16 protein-coding genes are annotated in these 18,289 nt (G+C 68.2%); 5 read left to right on the forward strand and 11 right to left on the reverse strand.

What is annotated here, in order from left to right; genetic code table 11:
* Positions 1–166 precede the first annotated feature (166 nt).
* Together EV643_RS42920 and EV643_RS42925 are read right to left on the reverse strand one after the other, a co-directional pair.
* A complete protein-coding gene (locus EV643_RS42920) occupies positions 167–709 on the reverse strand; it encodes a hypothetical protein (protein WP_133805994.1) in 543 nt (180 codons plus the stop codon).
* Positions 706–1,050, reverse strand: coding sequence for a PadR family transcriptional regulator (locus tag EV643_RS42925; RefSeq protein ID WP_133805995.1), 345 nt, complete (start codon positions 1,048–1,050; stop codon positions 706–708). The genes EV643_RS42920 and EV643_RS42925 overlap by 4 nt, the downstream gene beginning before the upstream one ends.
* Before the next feature lie 206 nt (positions 1,051–1,256).
* On the opposite strand from EV643_RS42925, the gene EV643_RS42930 reads away from it, so the two are divergent.
* Positions 1,257–1,703 carry a hypothetical protein gene (locus EV643_RS42930; RefSeq protein ID WP_133805996.1) on the forward strand — a complete coding sequence of 149 codons (447 nt, stop codon included), beginning with the start codon at positions 1,257–1,259 and terminating at the stop codon, positions 1,701–1,703.
* Positions 1,704–1,730: 27 nt separating this feature from the next.
* Here the strand turns inward: EV643_RS42930 and EV643_RS42935 are convergent, their stop codons facing one another.
* Positions 1,731–2,432: a GAF and ANTAR domain-containing protein gene (locus EV643_RS42935; protein WP_238166208.1), complete on the reverse strand. Its 702-nt coding sequence runs from the start codon at positions 2,430–2,432 to the stop codon at positions 1,731–1,733.
* A 159-nt stretch (positions 2,433–2,591) separates the two neighbouring features.
* On the opposite strand from EV643_RS42935, the gene EV643_RS42940 reads away from it, so the two are divergent.
* Entirely contained in the window at positions 2,592–3,617 is a 1,026-nt protein-coding gene (locus EV643_RS42940) for a M14 family zinc carboxypeptidase (protein ID WP_166665802.1), read from the forward strand.
* 54 nt (positions 3,618–3,671) lie between these two features.
* Positions 3,672–4,613, forward strand: coding sequence for a diacylglycerol/lipid kinase family protein (locus EV643_RS42945; protein ID WP_202870058.1), 942 nt, complete (start codon positions 3,672–3,674; stop codon positions 4,611–4,613).
* Between the two features lie 10 nt (positions 4,614–4,623).
* Here EV643_RS42945 and EV643_RS42950 read toward each other — a convergent pair whose 3' ends face one another.
* The 5 genes from EV643_RS42950 to EV643_RS42970 form a co-directional block, all read right to left on the reverse strand.
* Entirely contained in the window at positions 4,624–5,598 is a 975-nt protein-coding gene (locus tag EV643_RS42950) for a LuxR C-terminal-related transcriptional regulator (RefSeq protein ID WP_133805998.1), read from the reverse strand.
* A gap of 71 nt (positions 5,599–5,669) precedes the next feature.
* Positions 5,670–6,836: a M20 metallopeptidase family protein gene (locus tag EV643_RS42955; protein WP_133805999.1), complete on the reverse strand. Its 1,167-nt coding sequence runs from the start codon at positions 6,834–6,836 to the stop codon at positions 5,670–5,672.
* Between the two features lie 2 nt (positions 6,837–6,838).
* Complete coding sequence (locus EV643_RS42960) at positions 6,839–7,957, reverse strand: amidohydrolase family protein (RefSeq protein ID WP_133806000.1); 1,119 nt, start codon at positions 7,955–7,957, stop codon at positions 6,839–6,841.
* Complete coding sequence (locus tag EV643_RS42965) at positions 7,947–9,224, reverse strand: type I glutamate--ammonia ligase (RefSeq protein WP_133806001.1); 1,278 nt, start codon at positions 9,222–9,224, stop codon at positions 7,947–7,949. Before EV643_RS42965 ends, EV643_RS42960 begins: the two co-directional genes overlap by 11 nt.
* A complete protein-coding gene (locus EV643_RS42970; protein ID WP_166665803.1) occupies positions 9,205–9,837 on the reverse strand; it encodes a pyridoxamine 5'-phosphate oxidase family protein in 633 nt (210 codons plus the stop codon). The genes EV643_RS42965 and EV643_RS42970 overlap by 20 nt, the downstream gene beginning before the upstream one ends.
* 71 nt (positions 9,838–9,908) lie before the next feature.
* Here EV643_RS42970 and EV643_RS42975 point away from each other — a divergent pair, with 71 nt between their 5' ends.
* Entirely contained in the window at positions 9,909–11,702 is a 1,794-nt protein-coding gene (locus EV643_RS42975; protein ID WP_133806003.1) for a PucR family transcriptional regulator, read from the forward strand.
* On the opposite strand, the gene EV643_RS42980 is transcribed toward EV643_RS42975, so the two are convergent.
* Both EV643_RS42980 and pepN read right to left on the reverse strand, forming a co-directional pair.
* On the reverse strand, positions 11,585–13,147 hold the full coding sequence (locus tag EV643_RS42980; RefSeq protein WP_133806004.1) for a serine hydrolase domain-containing protein: 1,563 nt from the start codon (positions 13,145–13,147) through the stop codon (positions 11,585–11,587). The two genes, EV643_RS42975 and EV643_RS42980, sit on opposite strands and share 118 nt — an antisense overlap.
* The gene (pepN, locus tag EV643_RS42985) at positions 13,134–15,668 is read right to left on the reverse strand and encodes an aminopeptidase N (protein WP_133806005.1); all 2,535 of its coding nucleotides are present in this window, start codon (positions 15,666–15,668) and stop codon (positions 13,134–13,136) included. The genes EV643_RS42980 and pepN overlap by 14 nt, the downstream gene beginning before the upstream one ends.
* Positions 15,669–15,875: 207 nt before the next feature.
* Between pepN and EV643_RS42990 the strand changes: the two genes are divergently transcribed.
* Positions 15,876–17,108 (forward strand): aminoglycoside phosphotransferase/kinase family protein, encoded by a 1,233-nt coding sequence (locus EV643_RS42990; protein ID WP_133806006.1) that lies wholly within the window; start codon positions 15,876–15,878, stop codon positions 17,106–17,108.
* A gap of 51 nt (positions 17,109–17,159) precedes the next feature.
* Here EV643_RS42990 and EV643_RS45270 read toward each other — a convergent pair.
* Positions 17,160–18,289 (reverse strand): HNH endonuclease signature motif containing protein (locus EV643_RS45270; protein ID WP_202870059.1); only part of this gene is annotated, 1,130 nt, incomplete at its 5' end.

Genomic DNA, 18,289 nt, shown 5'->3' on the forward strand with positions numbered 1-18,289 from the left:
ACGCGTCACCCTCGACCCCTGGAGAATCGGCGCCATCACCACCGCCGCCCTCGTCCTACTCCAACTTCAGAAACCCACCCGATGAGAAAACCTCAGGGGTAGTTCGGTTGTCCTGTACGCCGTCCTTCATCGGCCAGCTGGCAGGTCGTGCCGTGGTGCCTGGAATTCAGCTAGCGCAGGTTGGCGGATCAGCAAATATGAGCGTTGTCCAGACGCTGCGTTCATAGATTCCCTCGTCTGGCTCGGGCTCAAGAAATTCGGCTCGATCGACCCCTACAAGTTCTCCGTACTCAGCTGTGACCAGCCGCTCAGCTTCAAGCGCCTGTGCCGGACTTAGCGCCGTGATATCAATCATGACTTCGTAGGACCCGGCCACTAGATAGTAATCAAAATCGTCGAGCGTGAACTGCTGGCCGACTACTCCGTCCAGGATTGTCTGACGGTGTTCGTGAGCCTGCCTTAAGACCGATGCCAGTTGGCGAACCCCTGCTCGGGTCCGCCCCGTCCAGATCAACATGCTGATCGGCCCACCCGGAAGCGCTCGGAGCTCAGCAGTCCACTCTTCCTGGTAGCGAGAGCGACTGTGCTCCGGTAGGCGGTTCGCGCAGCGTCGAAGGACGAGCCGACACAAGGCGGGCACCCACCCGAGAAACTCCTCAGTGACAGCAGCGGCGGCCAAAATGCCGAAGGCCCAATAGACGATTGTCATGCGAGCCCCCATGCCGTAAGTCGCGGACGAGGTGGCTGCGCAGTCGTGGGGCCCGCCAGTTGGCGGTACTCCTGCATTGCTTCGAGCCCGGCGGCTTGACCGGCACCGGTGAGCTTGTAGTTGCGCCGCCGAGGTCGCCCAACGTCACTGGGCTTGACCGCTTCCCATTCGCTGATGATCCAGCCGGCCTGCTCGAGCCGGGCGAGGATCGGATACAGCGTTCCGCTCTTCAGCCCCGTCAGTTGCATGAGCTGGAGCCCGTAGGTGCGGTCCTCGAGCCCACGGGCAAGGAATACCCGGATCACCTTGAGTACTTGAACAGTGATCCGCAACTCAGTCATGCGGTGTACTCTACATAGGGCTATGTAGAAGGTCTATATAGCTTGCCCGGAAGACGGAGACAGTCGTCTGGTCACCTGCGTTGCCAGTCATTTGGCGCCAACGGTCAAGCCGCCCTGCGCCGCCCCAGACCCGTTAGACACCCGGCAACGGCGGCGATGGGTGACAGGTGTCGGCAAACCTGCCCATGTTCATGGAGGGCATGTCGATGCGCGGTGCACGTGGCTTCGGCGACATCGCCGTACACCAGCTCTGCAACCAGAACGACGGGATCTGCTACTCGCCGAATCCGTTCACGAACATGCTGGCGTTCGCCAACAGCGTCGCCGGCTACCTCGGCGGCGACCACGGCTACGCGATCAACCCACTGGCCGACCGTGGCGCTGCCGACACGGTGATCCCGCAGGCTCCGAAGATCCAGTACGGTCCCGACCTGCCGGTGCCGGCCCCGACGCCGTACGAGGCGCTCAACGGGAAACTCCCGGCAGGCGAGATCCGTCAGGTCGTCGCCGCGATCGCCGACGCGGTGTACGGCATCCTGCCCGCGACCCAGCAGGGCAAGGCAACCGAGTTCTGGCCGCTCGCCGGCGTTTCGAAGAGCACAGCCGACCCGGCGACCGCCCGTCAACTTGCCGCGCAGAACAGCGCCCGCTGACCACTTTGCCGCCCCGCCGACTCGGTGTCAGCGTGCCGGGTCGGTGGGCGGCGCCGAGGGGCCGAGGAGCCGGCGGGCGACCTCGTTCAGTTTCACGTTGTGGTGCTGGGAGTAGCGCCGCAGAACGGCGTACGCCTGACCGGCGGTGAGGTCGAAGTGCTCCATCAGGACGCCCAGCGCCTGACCGATGGGCCTGCGGGTGTCGACAGTGATGGACAAACCGGTTTCCTGTCGGTTGGTTGCCATCGCAACCGAGGCGTGCCGAGCAAGGAGGTGCGCCACGGCCTCGTCGTCGGGTTCGAAGGCATACGGCTTGGCCGCGACCAGATTGAGCGCGCCCGAGGTCGCCTGGTCGGCGTGGATCGGGACGCTGAGCACGCTGCGGAGGTCGAGCTCGAGCATGGCGGCCGCCCAGGCCGGCCAGCGCTGCTCGGTGAGCGTGTCCGGAACCAGCACGCTCTGCCGATTGGTCATCGCCGCGAGGCAGGGCCCTTGCCCGCAACACAGCTGCATCAGAATTGCCCGCTGGGCGACCGGGTCGGTGGCGGCGGCAACATCCAGGTTCCCGCCGCCGTGGCGCAGCACCAGGCTGGCATGGTCGCATCCGACCGCCTGCAGGGCGAACTCCAGAACAGCCCCGGCTGTCTGTTCGACCTCAGGCTCACCGCGCAGCTGACACGCGAACTCGGCGAACAGCTCGACGGCGTCGTCGTCGATCCCGTCCATCATGCCCGCCTCCTCGACCTTCGACGCTAACCCCTTCCAACGATGGAGAGACAGGGGAGGTCTCCAGCCGTCGGAAGCGCTGGTGGCGAGGCGTTGTCGGGTCTCATCGGCGGTACTAGCGTCGAGGGCACAAATTCGAGAGGCCTTCCCGGAGGTGCCGCCATGCGCCGTCTCATCTCTGCGTTGCTGGTGCTAAGCCTCGCTGTGGCTACCACGGCCACCGCGACGGCCGACCCACAGACTGTCCCGAACGGCCCCTGGGTGCAGGACTCCCAGCAGGTCAGCCTCGAGCGTCTGCATTCGTACGACGAGATGGTCAAGGCGCTCCGGCAGATCGAGCGCCAGTCCAACGGACGGGTCTCGCTGGAGACTGTCGGCCGGTCGAACGAAGGCCGCGACCTTTATCTGGCGAAGGTCGGCACCGGCTCGACCAAGGTCCTCTACATCACGCAGCAGCATGGCAACGAGCCGCTCGGCACCGAGGCGGCGCTGCAGTTGTTGCAGCGGCTGGGCAACGGCGGCGCGGGTTGGGACGCGATTCTCAGCAAGATCACCCTGCTGGTCATCCCCAAGGTGAACCCGGACGGCTCCGAGCGGTTCCAGCGGGAGAACCACGATCCGGACTGCTCCGGCGCCTTCTGTACGCCGGGCGTCGGGTTCGACGTCAATCGCTGGCACGATCCGGCCGTCGCGCCCGAGGCGAACCCGGTACCGGAGGCTGCCGCTGTACAACGCGTCGCGATCAGGTATCAGCCGAACATGGTCGTCGACTACCACCACCAAGGTTCCTACCGCAGCGCCGACGGTGACCTGATCACCACGTCGATCTTCTGGCCGAACCACCCCGACGCGCCGGCCGCGGCGGTCGCGCTGTCCCGGCAGATGTGCTTGGTCATCTTCGACACGCTGATGCACTACGGGTTCGCAGAGGTCAGCCAGTACCCGGGCACGCTGCCGCGCGGGATCGCGCGCAACTCCTACGGAATCCGTGGTGCCGGCAGCGTCCTGGTCGAGCTGCGCGGCGATATCGGGCAGAAGAGTGCGGGGATGCTGGTCCGGACGGCGTACGCGTCGATGGGTGCGCTGCTGGAGTCGATCGCAGAGGGCACGGTCTTCACCCAGGATCCGGCCCGCGCGGACACCATCCCACTGCGCGGCGAATTCGTGCAGAACCCGCACGAGGAATAGGGGTATCGCAGCCGGCGCCCCGGCCGATCGGGACCTGCCAGTAGGCTGGGGCTCGTGGTTTTGCCGAAGTCCGAGATGCTCGACCGCATCCGGCGTGACCGCCACGCGGTGCTGTTGGTCAACACCAAGAGCCGTCGTGGCGCCAGGCACTACGACGAAGTGCGTGCACTCCTGCAGGACCGCGGCTTCAGCATCACCGCCGAGCATGCGGTCGCCGACCCGGCCACGCAGTTACCCAAGCTGTTGCCAGAGATACTCGCCGAGCGTCCGCCCCTGCTCGTGGTCGGCAGCGGCGACGGCACGGTGGCCACGGTCGTCGACCACCTCGCGTACACCGATACTGTCCTCGGCTACCTGCCGCTTGGCACGACCAACAACTTCGGCAGAAGCCTTGGCCTGCCGCTGCGACTGGAACCCGCGGTCGACGTGATCGCCAACGGCAAGGTGGCCGAGGTCGACCTGGGACGGGTCAACGAGGACGTCTTCGCCAACCTTGTCAGTCTGGGCATCTCAGCGGTCGTCGCCGGGCGTACCCCTCATGCGCTCAAACGGCGCCTCGGCCGGGCGAGCTATGCCCTGACCAGCATGCGGGCGCTGTTCAGCCACCGGCCGTTCACGGCCGAGGTCAGCTCCGGCGGCGTGACCTGGCGGGTGCAGACGCACCAGCTCAACATCGCCAACGGCCGCACCCACGCCGGTGCGCCGATCGCGGCGGACGCGTCCATCGACGATCAGCTGCTCACCGTCTACACGCTCGGCGGACCCAGCCGGCTCTCCACCGTCGCCGCCACCTTGCGTCAGTCGCTGACCCCGCATCGCCGGCTCGAACACAAGCGCTACCTCACCGGGACGGATTTCACCGTCTCCACCGACCGGCCGCTGCAGGTCGACGTGGACGGCGAGATCACGACCACCACCCCCCTCCACGTGGAAGTCGCGGCCGGCGCGCTGCGCGTACTGGTCCCCGAAACCTTCCCCGACTACAAGCGGTCCTGAGACCAGCGCCTCAGAGCCAGCCGCGGTGGGCGGCCTGGACGCCGGCCTGGAAGCGGGTGCTGGCGCCGAGGCGTTCGAGCAGGCGGGCGGCCCGGCGTACGACGGTGCGGCGGGACATGCCGAGGCGGCGGGAGATGGCGTCGTCGGTGGCGCCGCTGGCCATCAGGGAGAGGATCTCGCGGTCGCCGGCGGAGAGCTCCTGGTCGGCGTCGACCACGTCCGCGGGGACGGCGAGCCGCCACAGCGACTCGAAGATCCGGATCAGGGTGTCGAGGAAGCCCGACGGGTGGACCAGCAGGACGACGAGTGAGCCTTCCGCGCCGGGCGGCGGGTCGAGGGCGAGGATGGCCGCCTGGTCATCGGTGATGGTGAGCTTGACCGGCGGCTCGCGCAGGATGCGGGCCTTCTCGCCGCTCGCGATGGTGCGCATCATGCTCGCGCTGCGGAGCGGGGAGTCGCGCTTGGACTCCTGGTAGATGGTCCGGTACGCGATGCCGGCCGCCATCTGCTCGAGCTGCCGCTGCTCCTGCCGCGCGAGCTCGGCCTCGTCCCAGTAGTACGGCGGCCGGTCGATCCCGCGGACCTGGTCCCGGACGGCGTCCTGCAGTTGCTCGTAGACGGCGAAGGTCTCGGCCGGCGAGTCCAGTACCTCGACGTTCAGACTGCGGCTGTCCCGGGTCCGGGCGAACCGGAAGAGGCTCATCAGCTCTTCCTCGGTCTCCCGCACCGTCGACCGCCAGGCGTCGAACCCGCGGAGCACGCTGGTGGCGACCACGTCCGGCCGCTGGGCGTCCCAGGTCTCGCCCGACCGGGTCACCATGTCGACCCGGCCCAGCTCGGCGAGGGCACGGCGTACCCGGGGCTCCGCCAGGCCGGCCAGCTCCGCCAGCTGGGCCGGTGAGGTGCCTGGGTGGGACACCAGCGCCCGGTAGACACGCGCACTGTCGGAGCCAGGCTCGAAGACACCGATCATTGGACTGCGCACATGCCAGATTGTGCCGGGCCGGTCACTCAGCCGAGTGAAAATGGTCTGGCCTTTCGATCACGGTCGAAGGGTCAGGGAGTTGCGGATATGACCAGTTGGGCTCCGGTGGTCTGGGCGGCGGCCAGGTACGTCGTGAGCATGGTGGTGGCGACCCGGGTGAGGTCGGAGTCGTCGGGCAGGAACGCCGGGCTGTGCAGCATGTCGTTGCCGGTGGCACCGACGAAGAGCATCACCGACGGGACCTGTTCGGCGAAGTAGGAGAAGTCATCGGCGCCCATCGAGCGCAGGTCGGCGGACGTGTCGAACCCCTGGGTGCCGAGCAGGGTCGTCACCGCGGCCGCGAGGGCGGCGTCATTGGTGAGTACGGGTTCGCCGCGGACGATGTCGACGTGCGCGGTGCAGCCGAGGGAATCGGCGACCGACCGGGCGATCGTGGTCAGCCGGTGGTGGAGCAGGTCCCGGGCGGTCGCGTCGTACGCGCGGATGGTGCCGCGAGCGGTCGCCGTACCGGGGATGGCGTTGGCCGCGTCGCCGGCGTGCAGGCTGGAAACGCCCAGCACGGCAGGCGTCATCGGGTCGACATTGCGGCTGACGGCGGTCTGGAGGGTGACGACGATACTGGCGATGGCGACGACCGGATCCTGGGCCAGGTGGGGGTAACCGGCGTGGCCCGGGTGTCCGGTGACCGTGATGGTGAACTCGTCGGCCGACGCGTTGACGGTTCCGGCTGAGCACGCGACCACACCCGGTTCGAGACCGGGATGCAGGTGTACGCCGATGACCGCGGCGCAGTCGTCGAGTACACCCTGCCCGACCATGTCCCGCGCGCCCGACGGGTAACGCTCCTCGCGGGGCTGGAACAGGGCGAGCAAAGGGGGCAGTCCGTCACCGGCTCGTTCGACCGCTCGTGCGACCGCGACCAGTGCGGCCAGGTGGACGTCATGCCCACACGCATGCATGACCCCGGGCGACTCGGACGCCCACTCGACCCCGGTCCGCTCGTCGATCGGGAGTGCGTCGAGCTCAGCCCGTACTGCGATGCTCGGGCCGGCGCCGTCTCCGACCCGCACGGCCGCACCGGTCCCGGCAACGGGAACCGCGCTCTGGCCCAGTGCTGCGAGGACTCGGTCACGGGTCGCGGATTCGGAGCCGGACAGTTCGGGATGGCGGTGCAGTTCGCGGCGGAGTTCGCGGGCGGCGGGGAGTTCGGCCTCGAGGGCCTGCCAGAGGTCGTCCATCCTCAACCGCCGATTCCGTACAGCCGGACGGCGTTCTCCCGGCCGATCAACCCCGCCACCCGCCCGGCGTCGGCCGGCGACCACTCGCCCTCGGCAACGAATCCGCCGAGGACAGCCGTGATCGCGCGCCGCCAGAGGGTGGCGCCGAGGTAGTGGAGTTCGGCGGGACCGAAGGCGTCGGAGGAGTAGAGCACCTTGCCGAACGGCGCCAGCTCCAGCCCTTCGGCGAGCACGGTCGCGGCCCGCGCACCGACGTACATGGTGGTGAGACCCAGGTCGAAGCTGACGTGCGGGAAGACGTGTGCGAGGTACCCGGCCTCCCGGTGGTACGGGTAGCAGTGCAGCAACACGACCTGCGTCCCGAGCGGCTCGATCCGGCGTAACCACTCGGTCAGCAACGTCGGATTCGTCTTGTCCAGTTGAAGATCCGAGTCGCCGAAGCCGACGTGCAGCTGCAGCGGAAGCCCACGTCGCGCACCCGTCCAGAGCAGCCAGCGCAGCAGCACCGGGTCGCTCAATCGGTCTCGGTTGGAGTACCACCTGTCGAGTGCGGTCAGTACTTCGGCCCGGCTGGGCTCGGACGGGTCGAAGCCGAAACCGTGGCGGTAGGCAACGATGCTCTTGAGCCCGACCGCTCCCTTCGTCCGGGACTCCAACCGCTTGAGGAAGGCATCCGGTACGGCGGACACGTCGGACTCGTGCTCGGCGACGTACTCCAGCTCGGCCTCGAGCCGGACGACCTCGTGGGTCCGGGATCCGCTCAGCTGCGCCAACTCGTCCACGGAGGTGACCAGGTCGCCGCTGTAACCGGTGTCGACGAGGTAGTCGCTCACGCCGGTCGCGGTCAGAAAGATCCGGCTCAGCTCGGACTCGTCGAGCGCCGACCGGGCTTCGAGGTATGCGTCGGCCGAGACCAGTGGTTCCAGGCCGAGCAGGGGAGCGCAGTGCCTGCGGATCGCCACGCCCAGTTGCGAATCGAAGGTCGACATCATCGGCCGGTCCGACTCGGTGATCAGCTGCTCGAACGCCGCCCGGTCGAGTGGTCCCCGGGCGACCCCGTGGACGTGGTGGTCGATCAGCGACAGCTGGGCCACGTGGTCGGCGAGTTCGTCAGTAGACATCGCACACCCGTCGGCAGATCTCGTCGTCCTCTACCTCCGCGACCGCGTCGAGCTCGCTCTGCTTGACCGCCTGATAGGTGTCCAGCAGCTCGTGCGGAAGGTGCTGGGTGAACACCGGGTCCGTCGCGAGGGCCTTGAGGGCGTCGCGCAGGTTCTCGGGCAGGCGCGGCACGGACTCGGTGTCGGACTCGGTCATCGTTTCGGGCCAGAGCTTCGGCTCGGGTGCTTTGAGGCCGCTCAGCCCGGCGTGGACGAGGGCAGCGATCACGATCCAGGGGTTGGCGGTTGCGTCGCAGGCGCGGTACTCCAGGTTGAGTTGCTGGGCCGGATCACCAACCAGCGAAGAGGTTGGGCAGACCCGGACCAGCGCCTCTCGGTTGCGCTCGGCAACGAATGCGCCGGCCACGCTCCAGCGGTGCGGTCGCAGGCGCAGGAACGATGAAGGGCTGGGCGCGGTCAGGGCGGTCAGCGCGGCCGCTCGGTTTGCGATGCCGCCCGCGAAGCGCAGACCCCAAACGCTGAGACCCGCGGGCCGGGAGGCGTCGTACAGGACAGGGTTGCCGTCGGCATCGAGGAAGCTCAAGTGGACGTGGACGCCGTTGCCGACGCCGCCCGGTTCGAGCAGGGGTCCGAAGGTCGCCGTGTAGCCGTGTCGGCGGGCCGTGTCCCTGACGAGCTCGCGCAGCAGGATGGCGCGGTCGGCCGCGATCAGGGCCGGCGCCGGGCGCAGGGTGATCTCGAACTGGCCGGGCGCGTACTCGGGCAGCCAGTTCTCGGGTTCGAGGCCGTTGTCGGTGAGCAATTGGACCAGTTCGAGCCCGAATGCTTCGGCATGGCGGAACCGCTGCCAGGAGAAGGGCGCCGAGTCGGGCAGTCCGTGCAGGACGAACTCGTGCTCGAAGGAGGCGACGAGTTCCAGGCCGGTCTCGTCGCGCAGCCGGTCGAGGGCCGTCCTGGCGAGGGTGCGCGGGCAACCCGGCCAGGGTTCGCCGTCGGTGGTGACCTGTTCGGCAAGCTGGATCTTCGCCGTACCGCCGTCGGCCGCGGGAAGGGTGATGGCGGTTTCGGCCGGGCGCAGCCGCAGATCACCCGTCGAGCCGAACACGTTGTCGGCCAAGCCCCCGAAGGCGTTGATCGCGAGGTTGGCCGGGACCCAGCCGACCCCGCGCCGCCGTACGTCGTCGTCGGTCGCCGCCCGGCCGCGGACCTTCGCCGCCAGGTCACAGGTCGCCAGGAAGGTGAGCTGGTCAGAGTCTGCGGCCGGCACTGGCGTTCCTCTCCTTCTGGTCGTCGGTGAGCTTCGCGCCGAACGGAGTGAGACCAGGGAAGCCGTCGATACTCTCGCCGTTGTTCACGTCGCAGTAGTCCGGGATCGCTGACGGGCCGCGCTTGCGGATCCAGCCCGCGGCCGTCTGGTACAGCGCGCCGCGTTCGCCCTGCGGCTCCATCTTCGGCACGACGTAACCACAGGAGTCGGCGATCCGTTCGATGTCGATCACGATGATCGAGCGCACCGACGGCGTCACCTCGTCGGTCAGCGCGAACCCGGCGGACAGCTCGGCGAACTCCGGCTCGTGCTGCTCGACCACGCGGCCCTTGCCGTGCAGGCGCAACACCCTTGGCGGTCCGGTGAACGCGCAGAACATCACCACGATCCGGCCGTTCTGCTTGAGGTGCGCGACCGTCTCGATGCCGCTGCCGAACAGGTCGACGTATGCGAGCTTCAGCGGTCCGAGGATCGCGAAGGTGCGCAGGTCACCCTTGGGGGAGATGTTGACGTGCCCCTCGTCGCCGCTCGGCGCGGTGCCGACGAAGAACAGTTGCTGCGACCTGATCCAGCCGGCCAGCTCGTCGTCGATCTCGGCGAAGACGGTCCCCACGGCACCCTCCCGGGAAATGTTATGGGCGAAACAGATTGATTGTTTCCGGCGCAAGATATTTCATACGTTACATGGCAGCCAGCTTGACCCAGATCCTGGAACACCTTGGTACCACGGTCCTCGACCTGGTCACGGGCGATCCCGACCTGGCCGGCCCGGCCCGCGAGATCGCGTTCTTCGACCCGTACGATCCGGCCCCGCTGCCGCACGCCTCGGTCGTTCTCGGTGCCGGGGATGCCGGCGAGCAGGGCGAGGCGTGGGCCCGGCAGGTGATCCGGGCGGCCGTGGTCGCGCAGGCGCCGGCGGTGATCCTGCCCGCTGGATTCATCACGGCCAATCCGGAGACGGTTGCGGCCGCGCGGGGGGCCGGCCTGGTTCTGCTGGCGCTGTCCGCCGGGACGACCTGGCAGCAACTCTCGTCCCTGCTCGACTCCGCCCTGCGCGAATCCGCCTTGCTCCAGTCCACACGGCGCGAGACCGTACGCCGCCCGACCGCGGTCCCGACGCAGAGTGAGGGGCTCTTCCGGCTGGCCAACGCGATCTGCACGCTGATCGACGCGCCCGTCACGATCGAGGACCGCAACGCCAACGTGCTCGCCTTCTCCGACCGCCAGGACGAGGCCGACTTCATCCGGATCGACTGCATCCTCGGCCGCCGGACGATCGAGCCCTACCTGCGCGTCGACGAGGAGCGCGGCGCCGTTCGGGCGATCCGCCGGTCCCGCGTGCCGGTCTACCTCGATGCCGTCGAACTGGACGACGACCGTCCGACGCTGCCGCGGCTCGCGATGGCGATCCGCGCCGGCGACGAGTTCCTCGGCACCATCTGGGCGGTGGTCCAGGGTCCGCCGACGGCCGACCAGGAGCAGCTCCTGCTGGAGGCGTCCCGATCTGTCGCCTTCCAGTTGCTCCGCCAGCACCTGGGCGCCGACCCCGAGCAGCGGACGACGGCCGACCTGGTGGCCGTCGCCCTCGGCGGTGGTCCGGGCGCCGCCGTCGCCATGACTCGGCTCGGCCTTGCCGACGTCCCGTGCCTCGTCCTTGCCGCTTCGGTCGCGCAGCCCGACGTCGCCGACCTGGCCGGTACTGCGAGCAGCACGCTGGCGCGCCGGGTCCGTGACCGCGAGCGAACCGCGACGGCCCTGCGGGTCCAGTTGACCGGCAGCACACCCGGCTCGGTCGTTGCCGTGGTCAACGATCAGATCTACGCGATCGTCCCCGCTCGCCGCCCGCAGGACGCGGCGCTCAACCTCACGCACACTTGTCGCGCGTTCGTCCAGCAGTACCGGGCCACCGAGCCGATCCTGATCGGGATCGGCCGAGTCGTGACCGCAGTCGCCGGGCTCCGGCTGTCCCGGGCGGACGCCGACCGCGCCGTACGCGTACTCCAGGAAGCCGGCGATGGCCGCTCGATCGCGCAGGCGAGTGCGGTCGAGGTTGAAGCGCTGCTTTTGGAGGCGCGGCAGCTTGTCGAACTGCGCGGCCGTGGCCCGTCCGGCGCGTACGCCCGGCTGCTCGCGTACGACGAGGCGCGGAACGCCACGATGATCGACACCCTGCGAGCGTGGCTCGACGCTCACGGGGACGTCGTCATCGCTTCCGAGCAGAGTCACGTGCACCAGAACACGTTCCGCTATCGGCTGCGACGGATCAGCGAGATCGGCGGGTTCGCCCTCGATGATCCCGAGGCCCGGTTCGCGCTCGACCTGCAGTTGCGGCTCTTCCTGCAGCGGACGGCCCCGGCCGTTCATGAGATGCCCAGCCGGTCGGCGGCCTCGCAGACGGTTCCATCCGCGACGCCCATGCGGCGGAAGGTCAGGCTGCGAGCGGAGAAGGTCGAGTATCCCAGCACAACACCGGCCTGATCGAACGTCAGCGTGATCAGGCCGGACTCGTCGCCGTCGTTCGATCTCACCCGGAAGACGCCGTCGCCGACCACCTGCATCCGATGCCGTCCGTGCCGCGGCCGATCGAGCACCAAGCCGTTGTCGGACCGGATCACTCGAAATGAGGCGGACAACTCCGTCGAGTAGAACTCGCCTACGAACCGGTCCAGCGCCAGCGGGGCGGCGGGTGGTTCGATGGCGATCCATTGGTGCGGGTGGAGAGCTGGATCTTCGCTAACGAGCAGCTGCTCGCCGTCGAACTCCGCAACCGCATACCCGTCGGCGAATCGACCGTCTCCGACCGGAGCAAGCAGAGTAGGCCCCATGCCGGCATCCAACCGCAGACCAGCGTCGGTGGACTCGACGTCGACAACCATGCCCCGACTGAGGTCAAGGTACGTGCCAGAGGGGACGGTTGCTGACGGCAAGGGCGTGTGTGTTGGTGTGGGTGATGGGAATACGAGGGCCAGGGCGGCGCGGGCCAGTTGATCGGGATCCAACTCTGCGAAGCTGCCGAGGACAATGGCAGACCAACCCGGTTCGGGCAGCATGGCCAGATGAGTACGGAATCCCGCGTCGGCGCCTGCGTGCCACAGCATCAGGGAGTCCGCGTATCGGCCGTGGCGGATGCCCCACCCGTAGCTGGCGGTGCCCGCGTACGGCGTACTGGGCAGGGGTGATTGCCAAGAGTCGCGGGAGCGGACGGCGGCGGCCCAGCGGGCGAGGTCAGTGATCGTCGAGTGCAGGCTCGACGCCCCGGCCGTGCCGTACGACAACACGATCCGCTCATACCCGCTCGGGATCCGCCGATAGGACCACGCCCGCCGCGGCACGACCTTCCGATGGTCCGCGACGAACAACGTGTCGTCCATGCCAAGCGGAGCGAAGAGCTGCGCTCGGCAGAAGTCGTCAAGTGTCTCCCCGCTGACCGCCTCGACCAGGAGCGCGAGCAGGGTGTAGTTCGTGTTGCTGTACGCGTGCCAACTCCCGGGCTCGAACTGCAGACTGGTCTGCCGCCGGATCAACTCGACCAGATCGGCCGTCGTGATCACGTCCTCCATCCGCCGCCCAGACGCCTCGACTAGCTGCCACTGATCCCGCAGCCCGCTGCTGTGCCGTGCCAACTGCTCAACGGTGATCTCCGGAAACGGCAACCACGGCAGGTATTCCGCCACCCGGTCATCTGCGCCGACCTTGCCCGCCCGGATCAAGACCTGGACAGCCTCGGCCGTGAACTGCTTCGACACCGACGCAAGGTGAAACACAGTCCGCTCGCCAATCGGTACGCGGTGCTCCAGCGCCGCCAACCCCCGTGCAGCCGAGGTCAACGCCCCATCCGGCCCCACAAGTCCAACGACCACCCCCGGCCCATCAGGGTCGGGGACCACCGCATCGACCAGTCGTTCCAGTTCACCCGCCAGCACGACGAATCCTCAACGCCTGCCTGACCTCGTACACCGTCTCCTCGACCGTACGCCGAAGCATGGCCGGCCGATCCGGCAACGCCAGCCACTCCTCGGCCCGGCTGACCACTTCCTCGTCGACCACCGAAGGCGCGAGTGTCTTTGTCGACACCCAGGCCTGCTCCCCACCGTCATCGGTCGCCCAGAACGCATCGATCGACTCGAAGTACTTCGCGAGATAGGGCCGGAGCAACTCGATCTGCGCAGGGTGCCAGAACCCCCTCGCGGTAGCGCCTTTGATCCCGCCCTGTGCCCCCTCCGGCGTCGTCACCAATTCCCAGGCCGCCGCCTTCGCCTCAGCCGTCGGCAGCAACGCCCGCCCCGTCGCGGCGTACAGGTCGGCGATGACATTCGAGTCCTGAGCCAGCTCGGCGTCGATGGCAGCGCGGTCCACCAGTCCGTAGGCGGCGAGGCTGTGGACGAGCAACCACCTTGTCTCGAAGTCGAGTTCGACGCCCGCCGGCACCACGTCCCCGGCGTACAGGCTCTGTAGTTCCGTCGCCTTCGACGTGCCGCCCGCGAGCCGTGCGAACGTCCGCAACCAGAGCTTCTGATGATCGCTCCCGGGACGCGTCTCGTGCAGCGCCGTCCAGGCCGTGTCGGCGACGCTCTGCTGTGCCTCCGCTGACGGATCGAGGTAGTGCGACAGGGAGTACTCGAGGTTCTTCAGCAGCCGTTCCAGGATCGTCAGTTGCTCCTCGCTGCCGGCTGCGGCCAGCGCGACCTCGACGTACGTCGATGCGGGCAGCTCGCCGTACCGGGTCATGTCCCAGAGCGCGGTCCATACGACGGCGCGGGCCAGCGGGTCCTCGACCTCGCCGGCCCGACGGCTGATCACCGCCAGCGACGCGGGATCGAAGCGGACCTTCGCGTAGGTGAGGTCCTCGTCGTTGACGATCACGACCGCGGGCGCGGGGATACCGATGAGCGAGCCGACGTCGGTCCGCTCGCCGCTGACGTCGACCTTCACCTGATGTGTCCGGACCAGGCGTTCGTTGCCCGAGTAGAAGCCGATCGTCAGCCGATGGTCGCGCAGTACTGGATGCTCCGGAACAGCGGTCTGCACAACGGCGAAGTTCGAGAGGAGGCCGTCCGCATCGACCTCGTACTCCGGTCGCAGCGTGTTCACCTGGGCCGATTGCAGCCACTGGGTGGACCAGGTCCCGAGGTCCCGGCCGGAGGCTTTCTCCAACGCCAGCAGGAGATCGGCGAGGGTCGTGTTGCCGAACGCGTGCTCGCGGAAGTACGCCCGCAGCGCCTGCTCGAAGGGCTCCTCGCCGACGTACGCGACCAGCTGGCGAAGTACCGCCGCGCCCTTCTGGTACGTGATGTCGTCGAAGTTCGACAGCGCCGTCCGCAGATCCGGTACGTCGGCCGAGATCGGATGCGTCGACGGCAGCTGATCCGCCGCCAGCGCCATCACCTTGTCGTGCTGGGCGAACGTCGTCCAGGCGTCGGCGAATTCGGTGCCCTCGGCAACCGCCAAGTAGCCCGCGAAGGTCGCGAACGCCTCGTTCAGCCAGGTGTCCTGCCACCAGGCGGTGGTGACCAGATCGCCGAACCACATGTGCGACAGCTCGTGCAGGATCGTGTAGACGACGGCCTCGTGCTCGAGATCGGTGACCGCCGACCGGAAGATCATCCCGCCGGTCAATGTCACCGCGCCGGCGTTCTCCATGCCGCCGATCCCCGCGTCGGTGCCGAAGATCTGGTCGTACTTCCCGAACGGATACGGGTAGCCGAACATCCGGTGGAAGAGGTCGAACCCGGCCTTCGTCCACCGGAAACAGCGTTCCGCGTCGAGGAACGGTGCCGCCGACCGTACGCAGGCCAACCCAAGCTCGATCGGCCCGTCCGGTCCCTCCACGGTGTCGGTGACCCGGTGGTACGGCCCAGCGAGCACGGCGGTGATGTACGCCGGGATCGGCGCGGTCGGGGTGAAGTGACGCGTCACGGCTCCACCAGCGGCCGGTTCCGTCGTGGCGACCGAGCCGTTGGAGATCACCTCCCACTCGCTCGGCGCGGTGATGTGGAACGTGTACGGCGCCTTCAGGTCCGGCTGGTCGAAACAGGCGAACACCCGTTGTGCCGCGGCCATGAACATCAGCGATGCGAAGTACACCTCGCCGTCGGCCGGATCCACAGTCCGCTCGAGCCCCTGCTGCTCGTTGGCCAACGCGAACACACCGTCCACCACCAGCACGTTGTCCGCGGCCATCCCCGGCAACACGAGCCGCCCATCCCTGATCGTCGTCTCAAGCGCGACCCCGTTCAGCACCACCGAGTCCAGCGACACGGGCTGAACGTCGATAAACGTCCCCCCGCCCTCCGCCGAGAACGCAACCACAGTCCGGGACCTGAACGTGCTCTCAGCCGCCCGCCCCTCGCCGTCGGTCAAGTCAAGCGTGACGTCATACGAGTGCACCGTGAGCTGAGCACTACGCTGCCTGGCTTCCATCTCGGTCAACCGCGACGCAATCATGCCCCCGAGTCAACGCCATCCCCGTCTCGCCAAGTTCGTCCCCCGCCACGAAGTCAGCCCGAAAACTTCGATGGGCCGCCCGAGAAGGGTGGCGGTGCAGGGCTCCGATGGCGTGTTGACCGCGCAGTCGGAGTTCTTGTAGCGTCGTGAGCACGTGGGCAGGGGCCGCGTCGAGACTCGCCGGAAGGCTGGAAGCCACCCCATTCAGTGATTGGCCAGGGCGGAGTTCGACGCCCTCTTGTGGCCCTTGCGAGTCGGGGCGCGAGAGGACGTACTGTGAGATTTCTGCCTGACAAGCCAAGCCTTGGCTTTCTCCGCAAAGAGGCCAAAGACCTCCTTGCCGCACTCCGTGAATCAAGTCCTGAAGCATCGCTTGCCGACGCGCAGCGGGCTCTGGCATCCGAGTACGGCATGCGTGATTGGACCGAATTGAAGTCCGAGGTCGAGCGTCGGGCCGCCGAAGCGCCCGTCGCACCCGATGGACTCGCCGACGCGCTGGCCACCACCTTCGGCCTCGGTAATGTCACCAACGCAGCAGCACCCGTCTCGTTCACTCCGATGGGCCGTTGCTGGTCGATCACAACTGACCGCGGACGCTGGCTGGCCGTCACCGTCTATGCCTGGATCACCGAGGCCCAAGCCACAGTCGGTGCGCAGCTACGCGATGCGGCTGCCGCTGCCGGTATCGCCGCCCCGACCCCGGTACGAAGTCCCCAAGGTCGACTGATCGAAACCGTGCAGAGACAGAACTGGCGGGTTCATGAGTGGATCCAGGTTGGGCCGTCGCCGGTGACCCCGACACCGGCCGCCGTGGCTGGCCGGATCGGCTCGATCTACGGGACGCTGCACGCCCTGGCCATCCCCAGTGAAACGCCCATCAGTTGGTACTTGACCTCGCGGAAATCCGGCGCCGACTGGGAAGGACTCGTCGATCGAGCCCGCGCCGCACACAAGCCATGGGCCGAGCAGCTCAACCAAGCCCTTCCGAACCTGGCCGACCTGCGCACGGTCGAGGCCGACGTCGACGGCAACCAGTTCATCCTCTGCAACAGCTACCTCATCCCCGAACACGTCCGCATCGGCCACAACGACGAACTCGTCGTCACCGAATGGGACTTCGCCGGGTCCCTTACACCCGAGCTGGAACTCGGATACGCGCTTGGCCACTGGACACTGCAACCATCGATCAACCCCAAGACAGTCGCGGCGTTTCGTGACGGTTACACAGAGGCCGCCGGCCAGTGGCCAAGACTCGAGCTGGCGTCTTTCGCCGTCGCCGTGAGCGGGTGGCTCAACTGGACTTACAACACGATCTGCGAAGCCATCAACCCGGCCGACGACGACCAGGCCGAAGTCTCCGAACGGGGGACCCTCGATCTTCTCAACCGACCTATGACCCGCTCCTCGCTGCAACAGCTGCTCGCAGCGGTCGATGCATAGCAGAGGGCTGAGAGGGCGCGACGGACGGTTGGACGACGGGCCGCCGGCGGATCAGAAGGGTGGTGGGTCGTCGGCTGGGGGTTGGGGCTTGGTGGGTGGTGGTTGGGTGATGGGTCCGCGGGCGGGCGGAACGGTGGTGTAGCGGTGCCCGGTCGGCGTAGTCAGGGTGATGGAGCCGTCGGGGTGGTTGGTGGTGGTCCAGCCCCAGGCGGGGGTGTCCTTGATGACGTGGTGGTACTCGCAGTACGGCGCCATCCCCGCCAGGCTGGTCGTCCCCGTGCGGGCGAATGGGGTGCCATGGTCGCGGTCGCATTCCCGCGACGTCCGGTTGCAGCCGGGCCAGGCGCAGACCGGATGCCGGGCCAGCAGGGTTTCGGTGACCAGGGTGCCGGGGTCGTGGCGGGTGGTGGAGGCCTCCAGCACGGCGCCGTTGATCGGGTCGGTGAGGAGCCGGCGCCAGGTGCCGTCGGCGGCGATCCGCCGGGCCAGGTCGGCCGGGATCGGCCCGTAGCCGGTGAGTTCGGCGGGGTCGTCGTCGAGGCCGAGCAGGGTCGAGAACGGGACGACGACCTCGATGTGCGGGCGGCGTTTGTGCTGGTCGGGCAGGCGGCGGTCGAGCCAGTCCAGCCCGTTGCGCAGCACGTGCTCGAACAGGTCGGCCACCGCATCGGCGCGCCGCTGATCCACATTCCGCCGATCCTTGTCTCGTTCTGGGCGGGGGCGGGGGTCGGGCGGTGAGCCGGTCGCCCCGGTCTCCGGATCGCTGCCCGGATCGCTGCCCGGGTCGGTGGACTGTCCGCCGGTGCCGCCGCCGGGGGTGGAGGCGGTTGTGTCGTGGCCGGTGGTGTCGGCGCTGTAGCCGGTGCCTGCGGCGGAGGTGCCGGTGGAGCCGGTGGAGGTGGTGCTGGCGGTGGTGTCGCCGGTGGTGCCTGGATCCGGCGAGCCGGAACCCGCGGTGGTCGTGCCGCCGGTGGAGGCAGTGCCTGCGGAAGTGGTGTCTGCGGAAGTGTCTGCGGCGGAGGCGGAGGTCTCGGCCGTGGAACCGGTGCCCGTCGAGCCGGAGCCGGTGTGCGCGGAGCCGGTGCCCGCGGCAGAGGCGGTGGCGGTGGCTGCCGAGCCCGTGCCCGTCGAGCCAGTATCCGTCGAGCCCGCGCCGGTGGAGCCGGTGGCGCCGGTACCTG

Source organism: Kribbella caucasensis (assembly GCF_004361855.1).
Classification (GTDB): Bacteria; Actinomycetota; Actinomycetes; order Propionibacteriales; family Kribbellaceae; genus Kribbella; species Kribbella caucasensis.